Source organism: Nocardia callitridis (assembly GCF_039543305.1).
Classification (GTDB): Bacteria; Actinomycetota; Actinomycetes; order Mycobacteriales; family Mycobacteriaceae; genus Nocardia; species Nocardia callitridis.
In genome coordinates this window covers 721,070-737,471 of the sequence record NZ_BAABJM010000001.1, presented here as the reverse complement: position 1 = coordinate 737,471, position 16,402 = coordinate 721,070, and the positions used below count along the sequence as shown (strand labels likewise).

Here is a 16,402-nt window from a genome sequence, read left to right as displayed (position 1 = left end):
ACACGACCAGCTCGAATGCACCCGCGGTGTCGTAGGTGGCTCGGGCACGACGTGCTTTGCGGTCGGTCATCGCAGCTGTTGCTGGTTCGGAGGGACGCTGTCGTCGTACGTGCCACACTCGGCGCGCATCGGTTCCGCTCCGTCGCCCGGGGGGCACGCAGTGGTGTTCGGTCATGTCGGTGCGCTCCTCATTCTGGACGGATCGGCCGGTGATCCGGGCGTGGCGCCCGGCCAGACCGGTCATTCGGCGGCGACCGGTGTCGGGTCGGTGTTGTCGGGACCGCTGGCCGGTGTGCCGGTGCTCCCCGAAGTCGCGGCATAGTCGGCGCGGTCGATGCTCTCCAGCGTCGCCCCCACGGTCTCCTTGGCGACGAGGACGGCGACGGCGGTGATCGCGCAGGTGATCGCCAGATACACCGCGATCGGCACCGCCGAGTCGTAGGCGTCGAGCAGGCGCACCGCGATGATCGGCGCCAGCGACCCCGCCACGATCGAGGTGACCTGATACCCCAGGGACACACCGGAATACCGCATCCGCGTCGGGAACATCTCCGCCATGATCGCGGGCTGACCGGAGTACATCAGCGCGTGAAACAGCAGACCGATGATGATGGCCGAGAGGATTACCAGGTTGTGGCCGCTGTCCATCATCGGAAAGGCGAAGAAACCCCACGTTCCCGCGGCGAGGGCGCCGACCAGATACACCGGGCGTCGCCCGAAGTGGTCGGAGAGATTGCCTACCACCGGGATTGCGACGAAGTGCACGGCGTGCGCGACGAGCAGCCACCACAGGATCACCTTGGTATCGAGTTCCACCTGCACCTTGAGATAGGTGATGGTGAACGTGACCACCAGGTAGTACATGACGTTCTCGCCGAAGCGCAGCCCCATCGCGGTGAGCACGCCGCGCGGATAGCGCCGAAGCACCTCCACGACATTCAGCGAGGTGGCCGCGATCTTCTCGGCATCCTGTCGCGCCGCGACGAAAATCGGCGCGTCGGTGACCTTGGTGCGAATGTAGTAGCCGATCAGCACCACCACCGCCGACAGCCAGAACGCCACTCGCCAGCCCCAGCTGAGGAATGCCGCGTCCGTCAGTGTCGAGGTCAAGACCAACAGCACCACGGTGGCGAGCAGGTTTCCCGCAGGCACGCCCGCCTGCGGCCAGCTCGCCCAGAACCCGCGATTGCGACTCGGGCTGTGTTCGGCGACAAGCAAGACGGCGCCACCCCATTCGCCGCCGACCGCGAATCCTTGAATGAAGCGCAGTGCGACAAGCAGGCTCGGCGCCCAGTAACCGATCTGACCGAAGGTCGGCAGGCAACCCATCAGGAAGGTGGAGGCGCCCACCAACACGAGGCTGAATTGCAGCAGCTTCTTGCGGCCGTACTTGTCCCCGAAGTGGCCGAAGACCACGCCGCCGAGCGGGCGCGCGGCAAAGCCGACCGCGTAGGTGACGAATGCCGCGAGGATGGCGTCCAGGTCGCTGGTGGATTCGGCGAAGAAGACCTTGCTGAAGACCAACGTGGCCGCGGTGCCGTAGAGGAAGAATTCGTACCACTCGACGACCGTGCCCGCCATCGACGCTGCGACCACCCGTTTCAGCCCGGTCGGGGATTCGCCCTTGGGCCACACTGCGCTGCGCACGCTCATCGCTTCTCCTTCGTGTGCGGGCCCACGTTCCGACAAGCTTGTGATCGCCCTCACAATTTTTAGCTGCACTGATTATTCGTGCAGATAGCAATGTCCGCAATGCCCAGAACCGCACGATGTATCTGCGAGAATGCAGCAATGACGGCGTCTTCCGGGTCGGCGCGCCGACCGAGCGCGGATGACCTGCTGGTTCTGCTCGCGGTGGGCCGCTCCGGTCGCTTCGTCTCCGCCGCCGAGGAACTCGGGATCAACCACACCACCATCTCGCGCCGCATCACCGCCTTGGAGCGCACGCTCGGCGGCAGGGTGCTCACCAGGGTGGTCGGTGGCTGGGAGCTGACGGATCTCGGGCGCGAAGCGCTGGTCGCGGCGGAGGCGGTGGATACGGCGGTGCGCTCGATCGCGGCGGGCGCGTCGGGGCGCCGGGAACTGGAAGGGGTTGTGCGGGTCTCGGCGACCGACGGTTTCAGCGCCTATCTCGCGGCACCGGCCGCGGCGCAGGTACAGCGGCGACATCCGAAGATCGCCGTCGAGATCGTCGCCACCACCCGCAGGGCTTCCCAGCGCCGTTCCGGTATGGATATCGAAGTGGTGGTCGGTGAGCCGCAGGTGCACCGGGCGAGCGCCTTCCGGCTCTCCGATTACTGCCTGGGGCTGTATGGTTCCCGAGAGTATTTGCGGGAGAACGGGACTCCGCGCACGCTCGGGGAGCTGAGCCGCTATCCGCTGGTGTATTTCATCGACACCATGCTCCAGGTCGACGATCTCGACCTCGCCTCCAGCTTCGTCCCCGCCATGCGCGAGTCGGTGACCTCCACCAATGTCTTCGTGCACGTCGAGGCCACTCGGGCCGCCGCGGGCCTGGGCCTGCTGCCGTGCTTCATGGCTGATCGGCACGACGACTTGGTTCGTGTCCTGCCCGACGAGGTGACCGTCACCCTCGGCTATTGGCTCGTCACCCGCGCGGAGACCCTGCGTCGGCCGGAAGTGGCGGTCTTCGTCGACGCGCTACGCACCCGCGTGCACGAGCATCGGGCGATGCTGCTCGGCGGAGCCGGTTGAGTGCTGCTGGATCACGCTGTGTGACAGTCGCTTACGGCTTGGTGCGCAGGCCATCGAGCAGAATGTCCAGCAGGCGTCCCGCGCGCGGCTCCCACTCCGCGGCCGTCAGGCGGGTCAGGCCGGTCATGAGCAACATGACGTCGCGGGCGTCGGCGTCGGCGCGGAGGGTTCCCTCCGCTTTGCCCGCGTCGAGCAGTGCGGTCATGGCGTCACCGATCGGGCCGTGGCTGTCTGCCGAAAGCCCCTGCCACACACCGGCGTCCACGGCGGAAAGCACTCCGCGTTTGACCCGTGCGTAGTCGGCGATTCGGTCGAACCAGCGTGCGAGGGCGGTGAGTGGATCGTGCTCGGCGGCCAGTGTCGCGGCCGCGTCGACCAGTGCGTCGACGTCACGGCGGTAGACCTCGGCGAGTAGGTCCTCCCTGGTCGGGAAGTGGCGGTAGAGCGTGCCTTGGCCGACTCCCGCCGCTTTGGCGACGGCGTTGAGACGCAACTCGTCGGAATTGGCGAGCGCGGCGCGCGCGGCCTTGATGATGCGGTCGCGGTTGTCGACCGCGTCCGCGCGGCGGCGGGGTGTGGTCATTTGTCCTCTGCTCGACTAAACGGACACATGTCCGCTACGCTGTGTCGAGTAAGCGGACGCGTGTCCACTTTATCGCTCGAAAGGGAATTCATGCCAACCACCGAAGCGAAAGTTGTCGCCATCACCGGTGCAAGCAGCGGTATCGGTGCCGCCACCGCCCGACTGTTGGGCGAGCGTGGTGACGCCGTCGTGCTCGCCGCCCGTCGTACGGATCGACTCGAATCGATTGTCGCGGACCTTCGCGAGCAGGGTGGGCGCGCGATCGCCTGCCAGGTCGATGTCACCCGCCGCGAAGATCTGGAGCACATGGTCGAGCGTGCGGTCGCCGAATTCGGCCGACTCGACGTGCTGGTCAACAATGCGGGTGTCGGCAAGATCAGCGCCGTGGCGGATCTCGATGTCGACGGCTGGACGGCGATGATCGACGTCAACGTGCGCGGCGTACTCAACGGCATCGCCGCCGCCATGCCGGTCTTCCGTCGACAAGGTGTGGGTCATCTCGTCACCACCGTGTCGACCTCGGGTCTGAAAATCGTTCCCACGCAGTCGGTCTACGCGGGAACCAAGAACGCGGTGCGCACCATCATGGAGGGCCTGCGTCAGGAATCCACCGACGGCGTCCTGCGCACCACCTCGATCTCGCCCGGTTTCGTCCGCACCGAATTCACCGAACCCATCGATGACCAAGCGGTGCGCGATCAACTCTCGAAATCCATGGCCGATTTCGGAATCTCTGCCGAATCCGTAGCCCGCGCAATAGCGTTCGCCATCGATCAACCCCACGACGTGGAGATCGGCGACCTCACCATTCGCCCGACGGTGCAGGGCTGACCAGAGGCGCGAGACACAGCCGTGCGGGAACGCGAAGGAGCAAGTCGGTACTCACGGGTCCCGGGGCGTCGCTGCAGCACCCGGTCGATCAGGAGGTCTTCGGAGTGCGCACTTGCGCTGGGAATCCCGATTTCACCGGAGATCGGTCTTGCCTGGTGCGCGGTCGAATCCGGATCACTTCGGGCGGTGCCGATCTATCGGATGAATTGCTCCACGAGTAGCGCGCTGGCGCCGATCGGGACCCCATAGTGATGGGCGTAGGGGCGTAAAGCGCGTTTCAACTCGGTAGATGTGGCCGCTCGGGTAGTGATCGCGTCGCGAACGATCGTTGCTAGGTGGCCGCCGTCGGTGTGTGCGGCAGCGAGATCTGCGACCGTGTGTGCCGCCCGGGTAACCGGTAATCCGGACACCACTTGCCAGTCCTCGGGAGTGAGTGCGGCGACATGCAGCCGGACATCAGAGGCACGGCTGTCGCGTCGGCGCGGCACCGTGAATTCATGGATGTCGGCGTCGAGGTCGCCTAGCTGTAGCAAGTGTGCCGCCGATCGGTACGACACGACGCCGAAGGGCGCAGGGTCACGTAGTCGGTCTTCGGCTGGCCGTTGTGGTTCGAGCGCAAGCCACTGGGCTCGGATCGGCTCCTGCGGCGATTCCACCGCGCCAGCCAGCCGGTACACCCCTTGTCGAAGCCGCACCAGCAGCATCTTGTCCGCGCGGTATTTGAGCCGTTGCGCAGTGGCGCCGATATTTGCCGCCTGCGCGGTGGTGATCAAACCCCACTGAGACGCCGCAAGCTCGGCGATCTGGAGGTCGACGTCATCACTGCGCATTCGTCAAAAATAGCACCCGCTACGTCAAAAATAATCAAGGGAAGTATTTTTGACGTAGCCATTAGTATTTATGACGTTCAGTAGCGGGTTTTAGCCGTTAATAAGCACCGTTGAGATCATCGGTTGGTTTCGGTGGTGATGTGGTCGAACAATCCGGGGTGGATTCGGGTGCGTACGCCCCGGGCCCACGGTTCGTCGAGTTCCGTGATGTCCAGGGCGGCAACGTTGTTGAGGAGCATGCCGTAGGCGAGGAAGGACTTCACGGTGACGGGGTCCAGGTCGGTGGTGTCGGCGACGGTGTGCCACATGTGGGCGAAGCGGGTGCGGACGAGGTCGCGGACCTCGGCGTCGCCGCAGGCGGCGAAGCCTTGCAGTTGCAGCAGCAAGGTGGTCCGTTCCGAGAGCAGGTCGTAGTACTTCGCACCCATCGGGGCCAGCGCGTCGCGGCCGACGGTCTCGGCGGCAGCGGTGGCCACGCCCTCGTTGAAACGATCGAATGCCGCGCCCACCAGTTCGAGGAACAGCGCCTTCTTGGTCCCGAACATCCGAAACACATACGCCTGCGTGATCCCGGCCTCGCGGGCGATCGCCTCGACCGACGCACCGTGCAACCCGTGGTCGGCGAACTCGTCTCCGGCGATCCGCAAGAGCTGAGCTCGCCGTTCGGTCCCGCTCATACGTCCAGCCATGCTCATCAGGTTACAAGTTACTAACTACAAATTTATCGGGCGAGGTGCGACTGCTTGTGGGTAAAGATCCCGAATCGATGCCGCCGAATCAGAAGCGATCTCGCGCGGGTGGTCGCTCTTCCGTCGGCACCCCGAGGATGGTGATCCCGAGTTTGCGCAGTTCAGCGATAGCTACGTCAGGTCGATCTCGCACGGCCGCTGCTGTCTGCTTCCGCCGCCAATCTTCTCGGCCCGCGGCGACTTCTTCCTCCCACCCTTCACGGGCAGCGATGCGACAATCGCGGATCAGGAACTCGAGGAAGTCCTCGACGCACGGTCGGAAGCGGTCACCGCCGGTGGGAAGATGGATGGACTGAACAGCCGCGGGTGTCGGATGTCCAGCCTGTGCGAGGAGATGGGTAAAGAGTCCACTCTCGGCGTGGGCGTGGATGTGCGAGCACGGCACGCCGCGCGCGTCGCGAACGTACTCGATTCGTACGATTGGCTTCTGGCCACGCCGTTCCAGCAATTGGAAGCTGGATTTGTGTACTGCTAGGTGGCGCTTCGAGCGGTCGAGCGTCAGACCGAACTCGATCTTGACCGCGCCGATGCTTCGGCCTTGGCGGTTCGCGTGAATGCTCTGTTGGTAGGCGAAGGCGTAACGGCCGCCCTTTGGTGATGCTTCGACCCTGAGTTCGTCGGCTGCCGGGGAGCCCTCGAGGCACATCAAGACGCGAGTCGAGACGTCGAGAGCAAAACTACTGGCCTGGTCCTCGAGGTCAGTCGGGGCGATCACTCATCCTCGAGGAGGAACTCGACCGATCGCAGTTCGTCCCACGCGGCCAACTCTTCGGGAGTCAGTGCGTACTGGGCTGCGAGCTCGCCGATTTCGTCTCGTGTCATTCCTAGACGTTGGAGGATGTTCGCATGGCGGCGGTGAAGTTCCGTGGACGTCGCACGTTCAACTGTGACAGTCACTGTTGAATCGTCCTCCCTGCTCCGTTGGCCATCGGTGTTCATTATCCACACCTCATTCGCTGTTCGGCGACCAAGGCACTTTGTGTTTACCAGTCGCCACCGACATCCTCGAGTCCTGCGGGCGAGCTTGCTCGGTGTGTGGGTGATCATTGCTCCTTCCTCGGCTCTAGCGGATTGCGACACGCGTTCGTCATGTGTTCGATAGCCGCGTGCGTCGAGGCCGCTGCGTCGTAGCGATGACGCTGCGGCGCAGGTGTCTTCGTGGTCGGATGGCCCGAGTCAGTGGGTGGGGACGCGTGCGGAGCGGGGTTCGAGGTGGCCGTCGGTCATGGTGTAGACGGCGTTCATTCGGTGTAGGTGGGTGTTGTCGTGGGTGACGAGCAGGGTGGCGGCCTGGTGGGTGTGCACCACGTCGAGGATGAGGTCGATGATGGCGGCGCCGCGTTCGGAATCCAGTGCGCTGGTGGGCTCGTCGATGACGAGCAACGACGGGTCGTTCATCAGGGCGCGGGCGATATTGATGCGTTGGCGCTGGCCGCCGGAGAGCTGGGCGGGGCGCTTGGCGTGTTGGTCGGCGAGGCCGACGGAGTCGAGCAGTGCCATGGCCTTGGCGTGGGTTTCGTGGCGTTGGCGACGTGGGGTGCGGAGGCGTTGGCCGAGGTGGGCCATGGCCTCCAGTTGTTCGACGGCGGTGAGGGCCGGGATGAGGTTGGGTTGCTGGAAGACGATGCCGATCGACGAGCGGCGAAGCGCCGCGGCCGCTCTGCGATCGAGGCTGGCGAGATCTGTCTCACCAGAGGGTGTTTCGAGGTCGACTCGACCGGAGTCCGGGCCGATCAAGGTGGAGACGACGGCGAGCAGGCTGGATTTTCCCGAGCCGGACGGGCCAGTGATGGCCGCTACGGTGCCGCCCTCGACGCGCAGATTGACGTGATCCAAGGCGGTGAGGCGTCCTGCGCCGTCGGGGTAGGTGAGCGTGACGTCATCGACGGTGAGGCAGGTGGTGGTGTGGACTGCGGTGCTCATCGGTGAACCTCCTGGTTCGTGGGTGTCGGTGGGTGGCGTCAGCGTCCCGCGCCGAGCGCGGTCAATGGGTCGGTGGTGAACAGGAAGCGCAGGGCGAACGCGGCGCCGAGCAGCCCGAGCACGATCAGTGCGAGGGCGGGCACAACCGTGGTGGAAAGGCCGAGAACGAAGGGCAGTGCGTCACCGAGCAAAGCCGCTGCGGCCACGGTGATTCCGAGTCCGACGGCGACACCTGCGGCGAGCACGATCGCCGCCTGGGCGAGTGCGTCACGCACCAGCGACCCCGAGGTGGCGCCGAGTGCTTTGAGGGTGGCGATATCGGGCATGCGCTGGATGGTCCACACGGTGAAGAACGCGCCGATCACCAAGGCGGAGATCGCGAACAACAGCACTGTCATCAGGGTCAGGGAGCCGTTCTCGGCCTCGTAGGAGCCGATCGCCGACAGCGCGTCCGAGGTGGGGGTGGTCTGGGTGTTCGCGCTGGCGTTCACCGCGCCCTGATCGGCGACACCGGACACGGCGAGCACGGTTGCTGCACCCGCGCGCGGGCTCGCGGCTTGCCAGTCGGCGAGCGTCATCCAGATGACAGGGGTGTGGCTGTACCAGTCGTCGCCCCGCACATCGGTCACCCGGAAATGCTGTGCGCCGATGTCGACGGTGTCGCCCGCCGCCGCCCCGAGGTCCTTGGCGGCACCGGTGCTGAGCACCACCGAACCCGGTTCGGTAGCGGACCGGTTGCCGAATGTCGCGGCGTCGCTGCCGAACAGCGCGGCCTGTGTCGGTGCGGAACCGGCGCGCTCGGCCTTGCCGTGGCTGATGCCGATCGGGTCGACGGTCGCCGACCCACCCGCGCCATCGCGCCATGCGGCGATCTGTTCGGTGCTGAGTGTCGAACTGTCGAACGAAGGGTCGGCGCCGGTCTCGGAGAACACGACTGTGTCACCGGGGAATGATTCGACAGCCGAGACATTCTGGTGCGCCAGCCCGGCGGTGAGTCCGCTGAGGAAGCTGACGAGCAGCGCCACCATGGTCACGACCAGGGTTATGAGCAGGAAGCGGCCGCGTGCGGCCATGAGGTCTCTGAGTGCTACGAACATGATTCCACCCTCGCGGGCCTCGCCTCCGATTCCATCGCGCGTGCGGAGGAAGCGGCGACGATCGAAGGTGGGGTGGTGTTTTACACCTTTCGATGGATGCCTTCCGGATAGCCACGCATAAGCTGACGGCGTGCACTCCTCGCCCCTGACCCCGGTCTTCACCACATTGCGGCTCGGCCTGCATGTGCTGGTGACCGCGTTGGCGGTGGTGGTGATCGTGCGCGCGCTGCTACCGGGAGCGCCGCATCCCGGCGCGGTCGTGGCGCTGATGGTGGTCTTCCTGATCGTCTACTTCGCCGGTGCCGTGCTGATGGGCCGCAGGGGCGGAATGCCGGCGTGGTTGACCGCGCTCACGCTGTGCTGGCTGGGTTTGGTCGCGCTCGCGCCGGATGCGGGGTATCTGGCGTTCGGCCTGTTCTTTCTGTATCTGCATCTGTTGCGGCGCCCGTGGAATCTGCTCGCGGTCGCGGCGGCGACGGCGGTCGCCGTGCTGGGTTTCGGTGCGCATCGTGGCTGGGCCGTCGCGGGAGTGATCGGGCCGGTGCTCGGCGCGGGGGTCGCGGTCGGTATCGGACTCGGTTACCAGGCGTTGTTCCGTGAGTCGGCCGAGCGGCAGCGCCTGATCGATGAGCTCGTCAGCACCAGGGCGGTCTTGGCCGAGCGCGAGCGTACGGCGGGAAAACTGGCCGAGCGAGAACGGCTGGCCAAGGAGATCCACGACACGGTGGCGCAGGGGTTGAGCAGTATTCAGTTGCTGTTGCATGCCGTCGAGCAAACGTCTCCGAACCATCCTTCGCTGCAACAGATTCGACTCGCTCGCGAGACGGCCGCGGAGAATCTCGCCGAAACCCGAACGCTGATCGCCGAATTGACGCCCGCCGCGTTGGAAGGGCAGTCGTTGGCGCAGGCGCTGGAACGAATCTGCGCGCGTGCGGCCGCCCCTGGACTGAGCACCAAGTTGGCCGTCGAGGGAACTCCGGTCGGCTTGCCGATGCCGGTCGAGGCAGCGCTGGTCCGTATCGCGCAGGGTGCGGTTTCGAATGTCGTGCGGCACGCGCATGCTGTTCGGATGCGGTTGACCCTCACCTATTCCGATTCCGAGGTGTACCTGGACGTTGTCGACGACGGAGTCGGTGTCGACCCGGTGGTGCTGGACCGGCCGCCGTCGGGATCGTTCGGTTTGCACGCGATGCGCCAACGTGCCGAGGAACAGGGTGGTGCCGTGACGATGGAATCGGAGCCCGGACATACCGCGGTCACGGTGTCCTTTCCCGTGGCATCCGTTGCCGCGCCGCCCTATTCGGCGGAAAGCTCGTCGTCGAACGATCGACAGCCCGGTAACGAGGACTCCGGGGACAACTCGGGTAATCGCGCGGGCGCGCGGAACGCGCACACGACCGTGCTGGTCACCGACTCCGGTCACTCGGTCGGCGGTGGCATGCGGGGCGGTGGTAACGCCGTTGCGCCGACGAGTGACACCCCGCACCCCGGCCCGGAGTCTCGCGGGCCGGGTCGCACCGAGGATCGTGGATGATCCGCCTTCTCCTCGCCGACGACCACGCCATCGTGCGTGCGGGGTTACGCGCCTTGCTCGACAGCGACGGCGATATCACCGTCGTCGGCGACGTCCCGAGCGCCGAGGCCGCGGTCGCGTTCTGCGCCACTACACCGGTCGACCTGGTCTTGATGGACCTGAGTTTCGGGCCAGGCCGTTCCGGGGCTGCGGCGACAGCCGAGTTGCGCGCGCTGGCGCAACCGCCGAATGTCTTGGTGGTCACCAACTATGACACCGATGCCGACATCCTCGGTGCCATCGAGGCGGGTGCCTGCGGGTACATCCTGAAGGACACCCCGCCGACGGAATTGCTCGCGGCCGTGCGCTCTGCCGCGGCGGGGGAGAGCGTGCTCTCGCCGACGGTCGCCTCCAAACTGATGACCAGGGTGCGCCGCGCCGACACGACGTTGAGTCACCGCGAGATCGAAGTGCTGCGCCTGGTCGCCGACGGTCGTTCCAATCGGGAGATCGCCAAGCAACTGTTTCTCAGCGAGACCACGGTGAAGTCGCATCTTGTGCATGTCTACGCGAAGCTCGGCGTGCGCTCGCGCACGGCAGCGGTGGCATTCGCGCGTAAACAAGGAGCGATCTGAGCACGCGCGCTTAGGCTCGAGCCCATGACATCACTCTCCGATCCTCAGGTGCGTGAATTTCTCTCCCACGGAACGCGAACCGCGAAGGTGGCGTTCGTCGCCTCCGACGGTCGCCCGATCGTGACCCCGGTCTGGTTCATCCTCGACGGCGACGACGTGGTCTTCAATACCGGCAAGACCACCGCCAAAGGCAAAGCCATCGCCCGCGACCCCCGCATCGCGCTCTCGGTGGACCTGCAGGAACCGCCCTACGGCTCGGTGCAGGTACAAGGCACCGTGACGGTCTCCGAAGACCCCGCCGAATTGCTGCGCACCGCCACCGAGATCGCCCGCAGATATATGGGCGCCGATCGCGCCGAGGAATTCGGCAAGCGCAACGGCGTGCCCGGCGAACTCGTCGTCCGAGTGCGGGCGAGCAAGGTGCTCGCCGCCTTCGACGCGACGGCCTGAGCGAACGGGTTTATGGAGGTTCTCGGATGCTCGATCACCTCGCGATTCAAGCCAGGCGACCTCGCGGCGAGCGTCGCCTGCTATGACTGGGCGCTCGCCCCGTTCACGCCGATTTCTGGGTAGGGCCTGTCGACGCGGCACGGCTTCGGTGAATCACACATCGCTTTCGTCGCCGCGGTCCGCGTGGCGGTGCGTGCCTTCTTCGCGGCGGCGAGGGAAGTCGGTGCCGAGGTTGCGCACGAACCTCGGTTGTGGCCGGAGCATTACGGCGCGTTCGTGCGCGATCTCGACGGCAACAACGTCGAGGCGATGTGCCATCGACCGGAATAGCCCCGCTGACGCCGCGCCCGTGCGGTGTCGGCGGGGGCCAGAGCCACACGGCGGTCTCGAACCGGCCGGGCGCTGCCTACACTCACGCGCATGACGGTGCACTTCATCGGAGCTGGTCCTGGCGCGGCTGATCTGCTCACCGTGCGCGCGGTGCGGCTGCTCGGGGCGGCGCGGGTCTGTATGTATGCGGGTACCTATCTCGATCCCGAGGTGCTCGCGCACTGCGCGCCGGAGGCCGAATTGATCGATACCCAGCACCTCGATCTCGACGAGATCACCGAGCACATGGTGCGCGCTGATGTCGAGGGTAAAGAGGTGGCGCGGTTGTGTTCGGGGGATCCGTCGTTGTATTCGGCGCTCACCGAGCAGACCCGCCGGTTGGACGCGCGCGGCGTGGCATGGGATGTGACGCCGGGTGTGCCCGCGTACGCCGCGGCCGCCGCGGTGCTCGGTACCGAACTCACCGTGCCCGAGGTGGCGCAGTCGGTGGTGTTGACCCGGACGCAGGCCAGATCGACCAGGATGCCCGACAGTGAGGCGCTGGCCGAGTTCGCGCGCACTCGCGCGACGCTGGTCTTACATCTGGCGATCACCCGTGTGCGTGGCATCGCCGAAGAGTTGGCGGGCGAGTACGGCGCGGATTGCCCGGTCGCGGTGGTGTATCGGGCCAGCCAGCCCGAGCAGATCGTGCTGCACGGCACACTCGCCGACATCGCGGAACGCGTCGAGGCGGCGGGGCTTCGTCAGGCGGCGGTGATCATCGTCGGTCGTGCGCTGTCGAGCACCCTCGCCTGCGTCGAATCTCACCTCTACGACCCGGGTCGGGTGCGTTCTCGGTGAGGCGAACCGCGTCGAATATCGCGGTGTCCACCGGCTGCGGTTGACCGCAGCGGACCAAGCTGAGCTGGCTGCCTGTGCCAATGCATGGCCGCTATGGCGGTTGGTTGGTCGAGCGCGGGTCGCGACGGTAGATTGATTCGGTGATCAGCGACGAAATTCCCGGCACGGCCGGTCGGTGGGCAACGGGCGTGGTCGCCGAGCCCATGTAACGAGATCGACCTGGCCGACAGATAGTGCCAGTGAATATTTTTGTCTGATTGATACGAGAAGTGAACACCCATTTCGCGGCGCCACGCTGGGCTAGGTGAGCGTCGTTTGGGGTTGTCGGGGAGCGCTTGCGTGGTGTTCCGGAAGCGAGGTTACGGTTGGACCGGCTGGATTTCGGCGGAAACGGCGAAACTGGTAGCGAACGGGCACAGACTGCTCCGGACTACTTTCCGCTGTCGCCTGCGCAGCTGGGCATCTGGTACGCGCAGCACCTCGACCCGCAGGTGCCGATCACTATCGCGATGTACATCGAGTTCGAGGGCGAGCTCGATTTCGAACTGCTGCACAAGGCCAACGTCGAGACCACGACCGAGATGGGCACCGGTCTGCTGCGCATCATCGAGCGCGACGGCGAGCCGATGCAGTGCGTGGACTACGAGATCATCAAGAACGATCGGGTCCACTTCGTAGACTTCCGCGACGACTCCGATCCCGAGGCCGCCGCGATGGCCTGGATGCGCGCGGAGTACAGCAAGCCGCTGGACATGCTGACCGATCGTCTGGCGATCAGCGCCGTGCTTCAGCTCACCGACACCCATTGCTACTGGTACACCCGTGGTCACCACATCGTCGCCGACGGTTTCGGCGCGACGACCATGCTCAAGCGCTGCGCCGATATCTACTCGGCCTGGTACGAGGGCAAAGAGAAGCCACCGGCGAAACCGGCCGAGCTGCGCACGCTCTACGACCAGGAAATCGCCTACCGCGACAGCAGCCGCTTCGCTTCCGACAAGGAGCACTGGGCCGAGCGCGTCGTCGGGTTGGAGGAGGGCACCACCCTCACCGGCCGTTCGGCGCCGCCCGCCGCGATCAACCGACTCTCCAGCGCCGCGCTGTCCGAGGCGCAGGACGCGTTGCTGGAAGCCGCCGTCGAGCGCTACGACACCTCGCCCGCCGTGCTCCTGCTCGCCGCGTTCGGCACCTATCTCGCGCAGTATCGCGGTCTCGAAGACATCATCCTCAGCCTGCCTGTCACCGCGCGTACCACCGCGCAAATGCGCCGCTCCGGTGGTGTTTCCTCGAATATCGTGCCGTTGCGGTTGCACGTCGGGCACGACACGACCGTCGCCGATCTGATGAAGCAGGCGACGCTGGAAGTGTCTGGCGCGCTGCGTCATCAGCGTTACCGGCACGAGGACATCCGCCGCGACGCCGCGGGCGATGGTGTGGTCACCACCGAGTTCTTCGGTCCGTGGGTCAACATCATGTTGTTCCAGAACGAGATCGTCTTCGGCCCTTCGGTCGGCAAGATGCACGTGCTGACCACCGGCAGCATCGAGGATCTCGGCGTCAACTTCTACCAGTCGGTCAAGGGCACCCGTACCCACATCGACTTCGAGACCAACCCGAACCTCTACAGCGAGGACGAGACGCGGCGTCATCACGAACGCTTCCTCGAATTCTTCGCGCGCTTCCTCGCCGACGACACCGACGAGTCGGTGTGGAATCTCGATCTCGTCGCGGGCGACGAGCGCACGCGCACGTTGGTGGAGTGGAACGACTCCGAGTACGAAGTACCCGACACCACGCTGGCCGCGCTGCTGGACGCGCAGGCCACGGTGTCGCCGGAGCGGATCGCGCTCGATTTCGAGGGCGCGACGCTCACCTACGCGGAGTTCGACGCTCGGGTCAACCGGTTGGCCAGGTACCTGATCGCCGACGGTGTCGGCCCGGAATCGCTGGTGGCGCTGGGGATGCGGCGTTCGCTGGAGCTGGTCATCGGCATGCATGCCGTGTTGAAGGCCGGTGGCGCGTATGTGCCGATCGATCCCGACCATCCGGCCGAGCGCACCGCCTACATTCTCGACAGCGCCGACCCGGTGTGTGTGCTCACGGCGGGAACGCCCGAGCAGTCCGAGAAGTCACAGACGCCGCTACCGGATTCGGTGCGACAGCTGCGTATCGACACCCTCGATCTGGCGGAGTTCTCCGCGCAGCCGGTGACCGACGCGGATCGCCTGGCGCCGCTGCGTTCGAGCAACGCCGCCTACGTCATCTACACCTCGGGTTCGACGGGTCGTCCCAAGGGTGTCGCGGTCACGCATTCCGCGATCGTCAACCAGCAGCTGTGGATGCTCGACGAATACGGCCTGACCGGCGACGACGTCTACCTCCAGAAGACGGCGACCACGTTCGACGTGTCGCTGTGGGGATTCTTCCTGCCGTTGCTGGTGGGTGCGAAGCTCGTGGTCGCCTCGCCCGACGGGCATCGCGATCCGTTGTATATCGCCGATCTGATCGCCGCGCACCAGGTCACCGTCACCGACTTCGTGCCCTCGATGCTCACGGTGTTCACCGCCAATGCCACCGCGGACCAGTGTGCTTCGCTGCGTGCGGTTTTCGTGATCGGGGAGGCGTTACCGCCGGAGACCGCCGCGCAGTTCCGCGCGCTCACCGCGCAGGCGCGTGGTCGTAGCGCGCCCGCCGGTCTGCACAACCTGTACGGCCCGACCGAGGCCGCGGTCTCGGTGACCTACTGGGCGGCGACCGCCGCCGATACCAGCTCGGTGCCGATCGGTATTCCGGAGTGGAATGTTCAAGCCTACGTTCTGGATTCGTGGCTGCGGCCCTCGGCGATCGATGCACCGGGTGAGCTGTACCTCGCGGGCCGTCAGCTCGCGCGCGGCTACCGGGGCAGGCCGGATCTCACCTCCGACCGCTTCGTGGCCAACCCGTTCTCCAGTGCCGGCGAGCGGATGTACCGCACCGGCGATCTGGTGCGGTGGACTCCCGCCGGCACGCTGGATTATCTGGGCCGCACCGACTTCCAGGTGAAGTTCCGTGGTCAGCGCATCGAGCTCGGCGAGATCGAGACCGACCTGCTCGCTCATCCCGCGGTGAGCCAGGCCGTCGTGCTCGTGGTCGACACCGCCACCGGTCAGCAGCTGGTGGCGTATGTGGTTGCCGCGCCGGGACATTCGGTGGATCCGCTGACATTGACCAGGTTCGCGGCGGAGCAGCTGCCGAGCTACATGGTGCCTGCTTCGGTGCTGGTGCTCGACGAGCTGCCACTGAACACCAGTGGCAAGCTGGATCGAAAAGCGTTGCCAGCGCCGGAGTTCAGCGCCACCGAGACCGAGTTCCGGGCACCGCGCTCGCAGACCGAGCGCATCGTGGCCGACGTTTTCGCCGACGTGTTGAGTCAGGAACGCATCGGCATCGACGACAGCTTCTTCGACCTCGGCGGTAACTCGCTGGTCGCCACCCAGGTGATGTCGCGGATCAATGCCGCGTTCGACACCAGGATCGGGGTGCGCGCGCTGTTCGAGACCCCGACGGTGGCGGGGGTCGCGGCGCAGGTCGAGAGCGCCGAGACCCAGCCCGGCGGCGCCGATCGCCCGCCGCTGGTCGCGCAAAGCCTGCCGGATCGCGTGCCGTTGTCGTTGGCGCAGCAGCGCATGTGGTTCATCAACCAGTTCGACCCGACGGTGCCGACCTACAACCTGCCGTTCGTGGTCAGGCTGCGCGGTCAGGTGGACCTGGATGTGTTGCGCGCGGCGCTGCTGGACGTGATCACCAGGCAGCAGTCGTTGCGCACGATCTTCCCCGAGTCCGAGGACGGCGGGGGCTATCAGCAGGTGCTGCCGATCGAGCAGATCGATCCGGGCGGCATCGAGGTCCGGCCGATCGACGAGGCGC

At 65.9% G+C, this 16,402-nt stretch carries 13 protein-coding genes and 2 pseudogenes (1 of these 15 only partly in view); 8 read left to right on the top strand and 7 right to left on the bottom strand.

Translation table 11 applies throughout. The features are described 5' to 3' along the window. Positions 1 to 240 precede the first annotated feature (240 nt). Positions 241 to 1,653: an MFS transporter gene (locus ABEA50_RS03045; protein WP_345493442.1), complete on the bottom strand. Its 1,413-nt coding sequence runs from the start codon at positions 1,651 to 1,653 to the stop codon at positions 241 to 243. Positions 1,654 to 1,791: 138 nt separating this feature from the next. Between ABEA50_RS03045 and ABEA50_RS03040 the strand changes: the two genes are divergently transcribed. Next, on the top strand, positions 1,792 to 2,715 hold the full coding sequence (locus tag ABEA50_RS03040; RefSeq protein WP_345493441.1) for a LysR family transcriptional regulator: 924 nt from the start codon (positions 1,792 to 1,794) through the stop codon (positions 2,713 to 2,715). A 31-nt stretch (positions 2,716 to 2,746) separates the two neighbouring features. Here the strand turns inward: ABEA50_RS03040 and ABEA50_RS03035 are convergent, their stop codons facing one another. Then, positions 2,747 to 3,298 (bottom strand): TetR/AcrR family transcriptional regulator, encoded by a 552-nt coding sequence (locus ABEA50_RS03035; RefSeq protein ID WP_345493440.1) that lies wholly within the window; start codon positions 3,296 to 3,298, stop codon positions 2,747 to 2,749. A gap of 90 nt (positions 3,299 to 3,388) precedes the next feature. Between ABEA50_RS03035 and ABEA50_RS03030 the strand changes: the two genes are divergently transcribed. Then, positions 3,389 to 4,129, top strand: a complete 741-nt coding sequence (locus ABEA50_RS03030; RefSeq protein ID WP_345493439.1) for an SDR family oxidoreductase — start codon at positions 3,389 to 3,391, stop codon at positions 4,127 to 4,129. Positions 4,130 to 4,323: 194 nt separating this feature from the next. Here ABEA50_RS03030 and ABEA50_RS03025 read toward each other — a convergent pair whose 3' ends face one another. From ABEA50_RS03025 to ABEA50_RS03005, 5 genes are all read right to left on the bottom strand, one after another. Beyond that, positions 4,324 to 4,959: a type IV toxin-antitoxin system AbiEi family antitoxin domain-containing protein gene (locus ABEA50_RS03025; protein WP_345493438.1), complete on the bottom strand. Its 636-nt coding sequence runs from the start codon at positions 4,957 to 4,959 to the stop codon at positions 4,324 to 4,326. A 116-nt stretch (positions 4,960 to 5,075) separates the two neighbouring features. Continuing rightward, positions 5,076 to 5,648 carry a TetR/AcrR family transcriptional regulator gene (locus ABEA50_RS03020; protein ID WP_345493437.1) on the bottom strand — a complete coding sequence of 191 codons (573 nt, stop codon included), beginning with the start codon at positions 5,646 to 5,648 and terminating at the stop codon, positions 5,076 to 5,078. Positions 5,649 to 5,736: 88 nt separating this feature from the next. After that, the gene (locus tag ABEA50_RS03015; RefSeq protein WP_345493436.1) at positions 5,737 to 6,423 is read right to left on the bottom strand and encodes a hypothetical protein; all 687 of its coding nucleotides are present in this window, start codon (positions 6,421 to 6,423) and stop codon (positions 5,737 to 5,739) included. Between the two features lie 461 nt (positions 6,424 to 6,884). Continuing rightward, a complete protein-coding gene (locus ABEA50_RS03010; protein WP_345493435.1) occupies positions 6,885 to 7,631 on the bottom strand; it encodes an ABC transporter ATP-binding protein in 747 nt (248 codons plus the stop codon). 38 nt (positions 7,632 to 7,669) lie between these two features. Further along, complete coding sequence (locus ABEA50_RS03005; RefSeq protein ID WP_345493434.1) at positions 7,670 to 8,728, bottom strand: ABC transporter permease; 1,059 nt, start codon at positions 8,726 to 8,728, stop codon at positions 7,670 to 7,672. A 130-nt stretch (positions 8,729 to 8,858) separates the two neighbouring features. Between ABEA50_RS03005 and ABEA50_RS03000 the strand changes: the two are divergent. The 6 genes and pseudogenes from ABEA50_RS03000 to ABEA50_RS02975 all read left to right on the top strand — a co-directional run. Then, positions 8,859 to 10,004, top strand: a pseudogene (locus ABEA50_RS03000) (sensor histidine kinase); the annotation flags it as partial. A gap of 254 nt (positions 10,005 to 10,258) precedes the next feature. Then, positions 10,259 to 10,876: a response regulator transcription factor gene (locus tag ABEA50_RS02995; RefSeq protein WP_345493433.1), complete on the top strand. Its 618-nt coding sequence runs from the start codon at positions 10,259 to 10,261 to the stop codon at positions 10,874 to 10,876. A gap of 24 nt (positions 10,877 to 10,900) precedes the next feature. Then, positions 10,901 to 11,326, top strand: a complete 426-nt coding sequence (locus tag ABEA50_RS02990) for a PPOX class F420-dependent oxidoreductase (RefSeq protein WP_345493432.1) — start codon at positions 10,901 to 10,903, stop codon at positions 11,324 to 11,326. A 150-nt stretch (positions 11,327 to 11,476) separates the two neighbouring features. Beyond that, positions 11,477 to 11,656: pseudogene (locus ABEA50_RS02985) on the top strand (VOC family protein); the annotation flags it as partial. A 90-nt stretch (positions 11,657 to 11,746) separates the two neighbouring features. After that, a complete protein-coding gene (gene cobM, locus ABEA50_RS02980; RefSeq protein ID WP_345493431.1) occupies positions 11,747 to 12,496 on the top strand; it encodes a precorrin-4 C(11)-methyltransferase in 750 nt (249 codons plus the stop codon). 365 nt (positions 12,497 to 12,861) lie between these two features. Next, positions 12,862 to 16,402, top strand: partial view of a non-ribosomal peptide synthase/polyketide synthase gene (locus ABEA50_RS02975; protein ID WP_345493430.1) — the beginning only. It continues 41,144 nt past the right edge of the window; only the first 3,541 of its 44,685 coding nucleotides appear in the window; its start codon is at positions 12,862 to 12,864; the stop codon falls past the right edge of the window.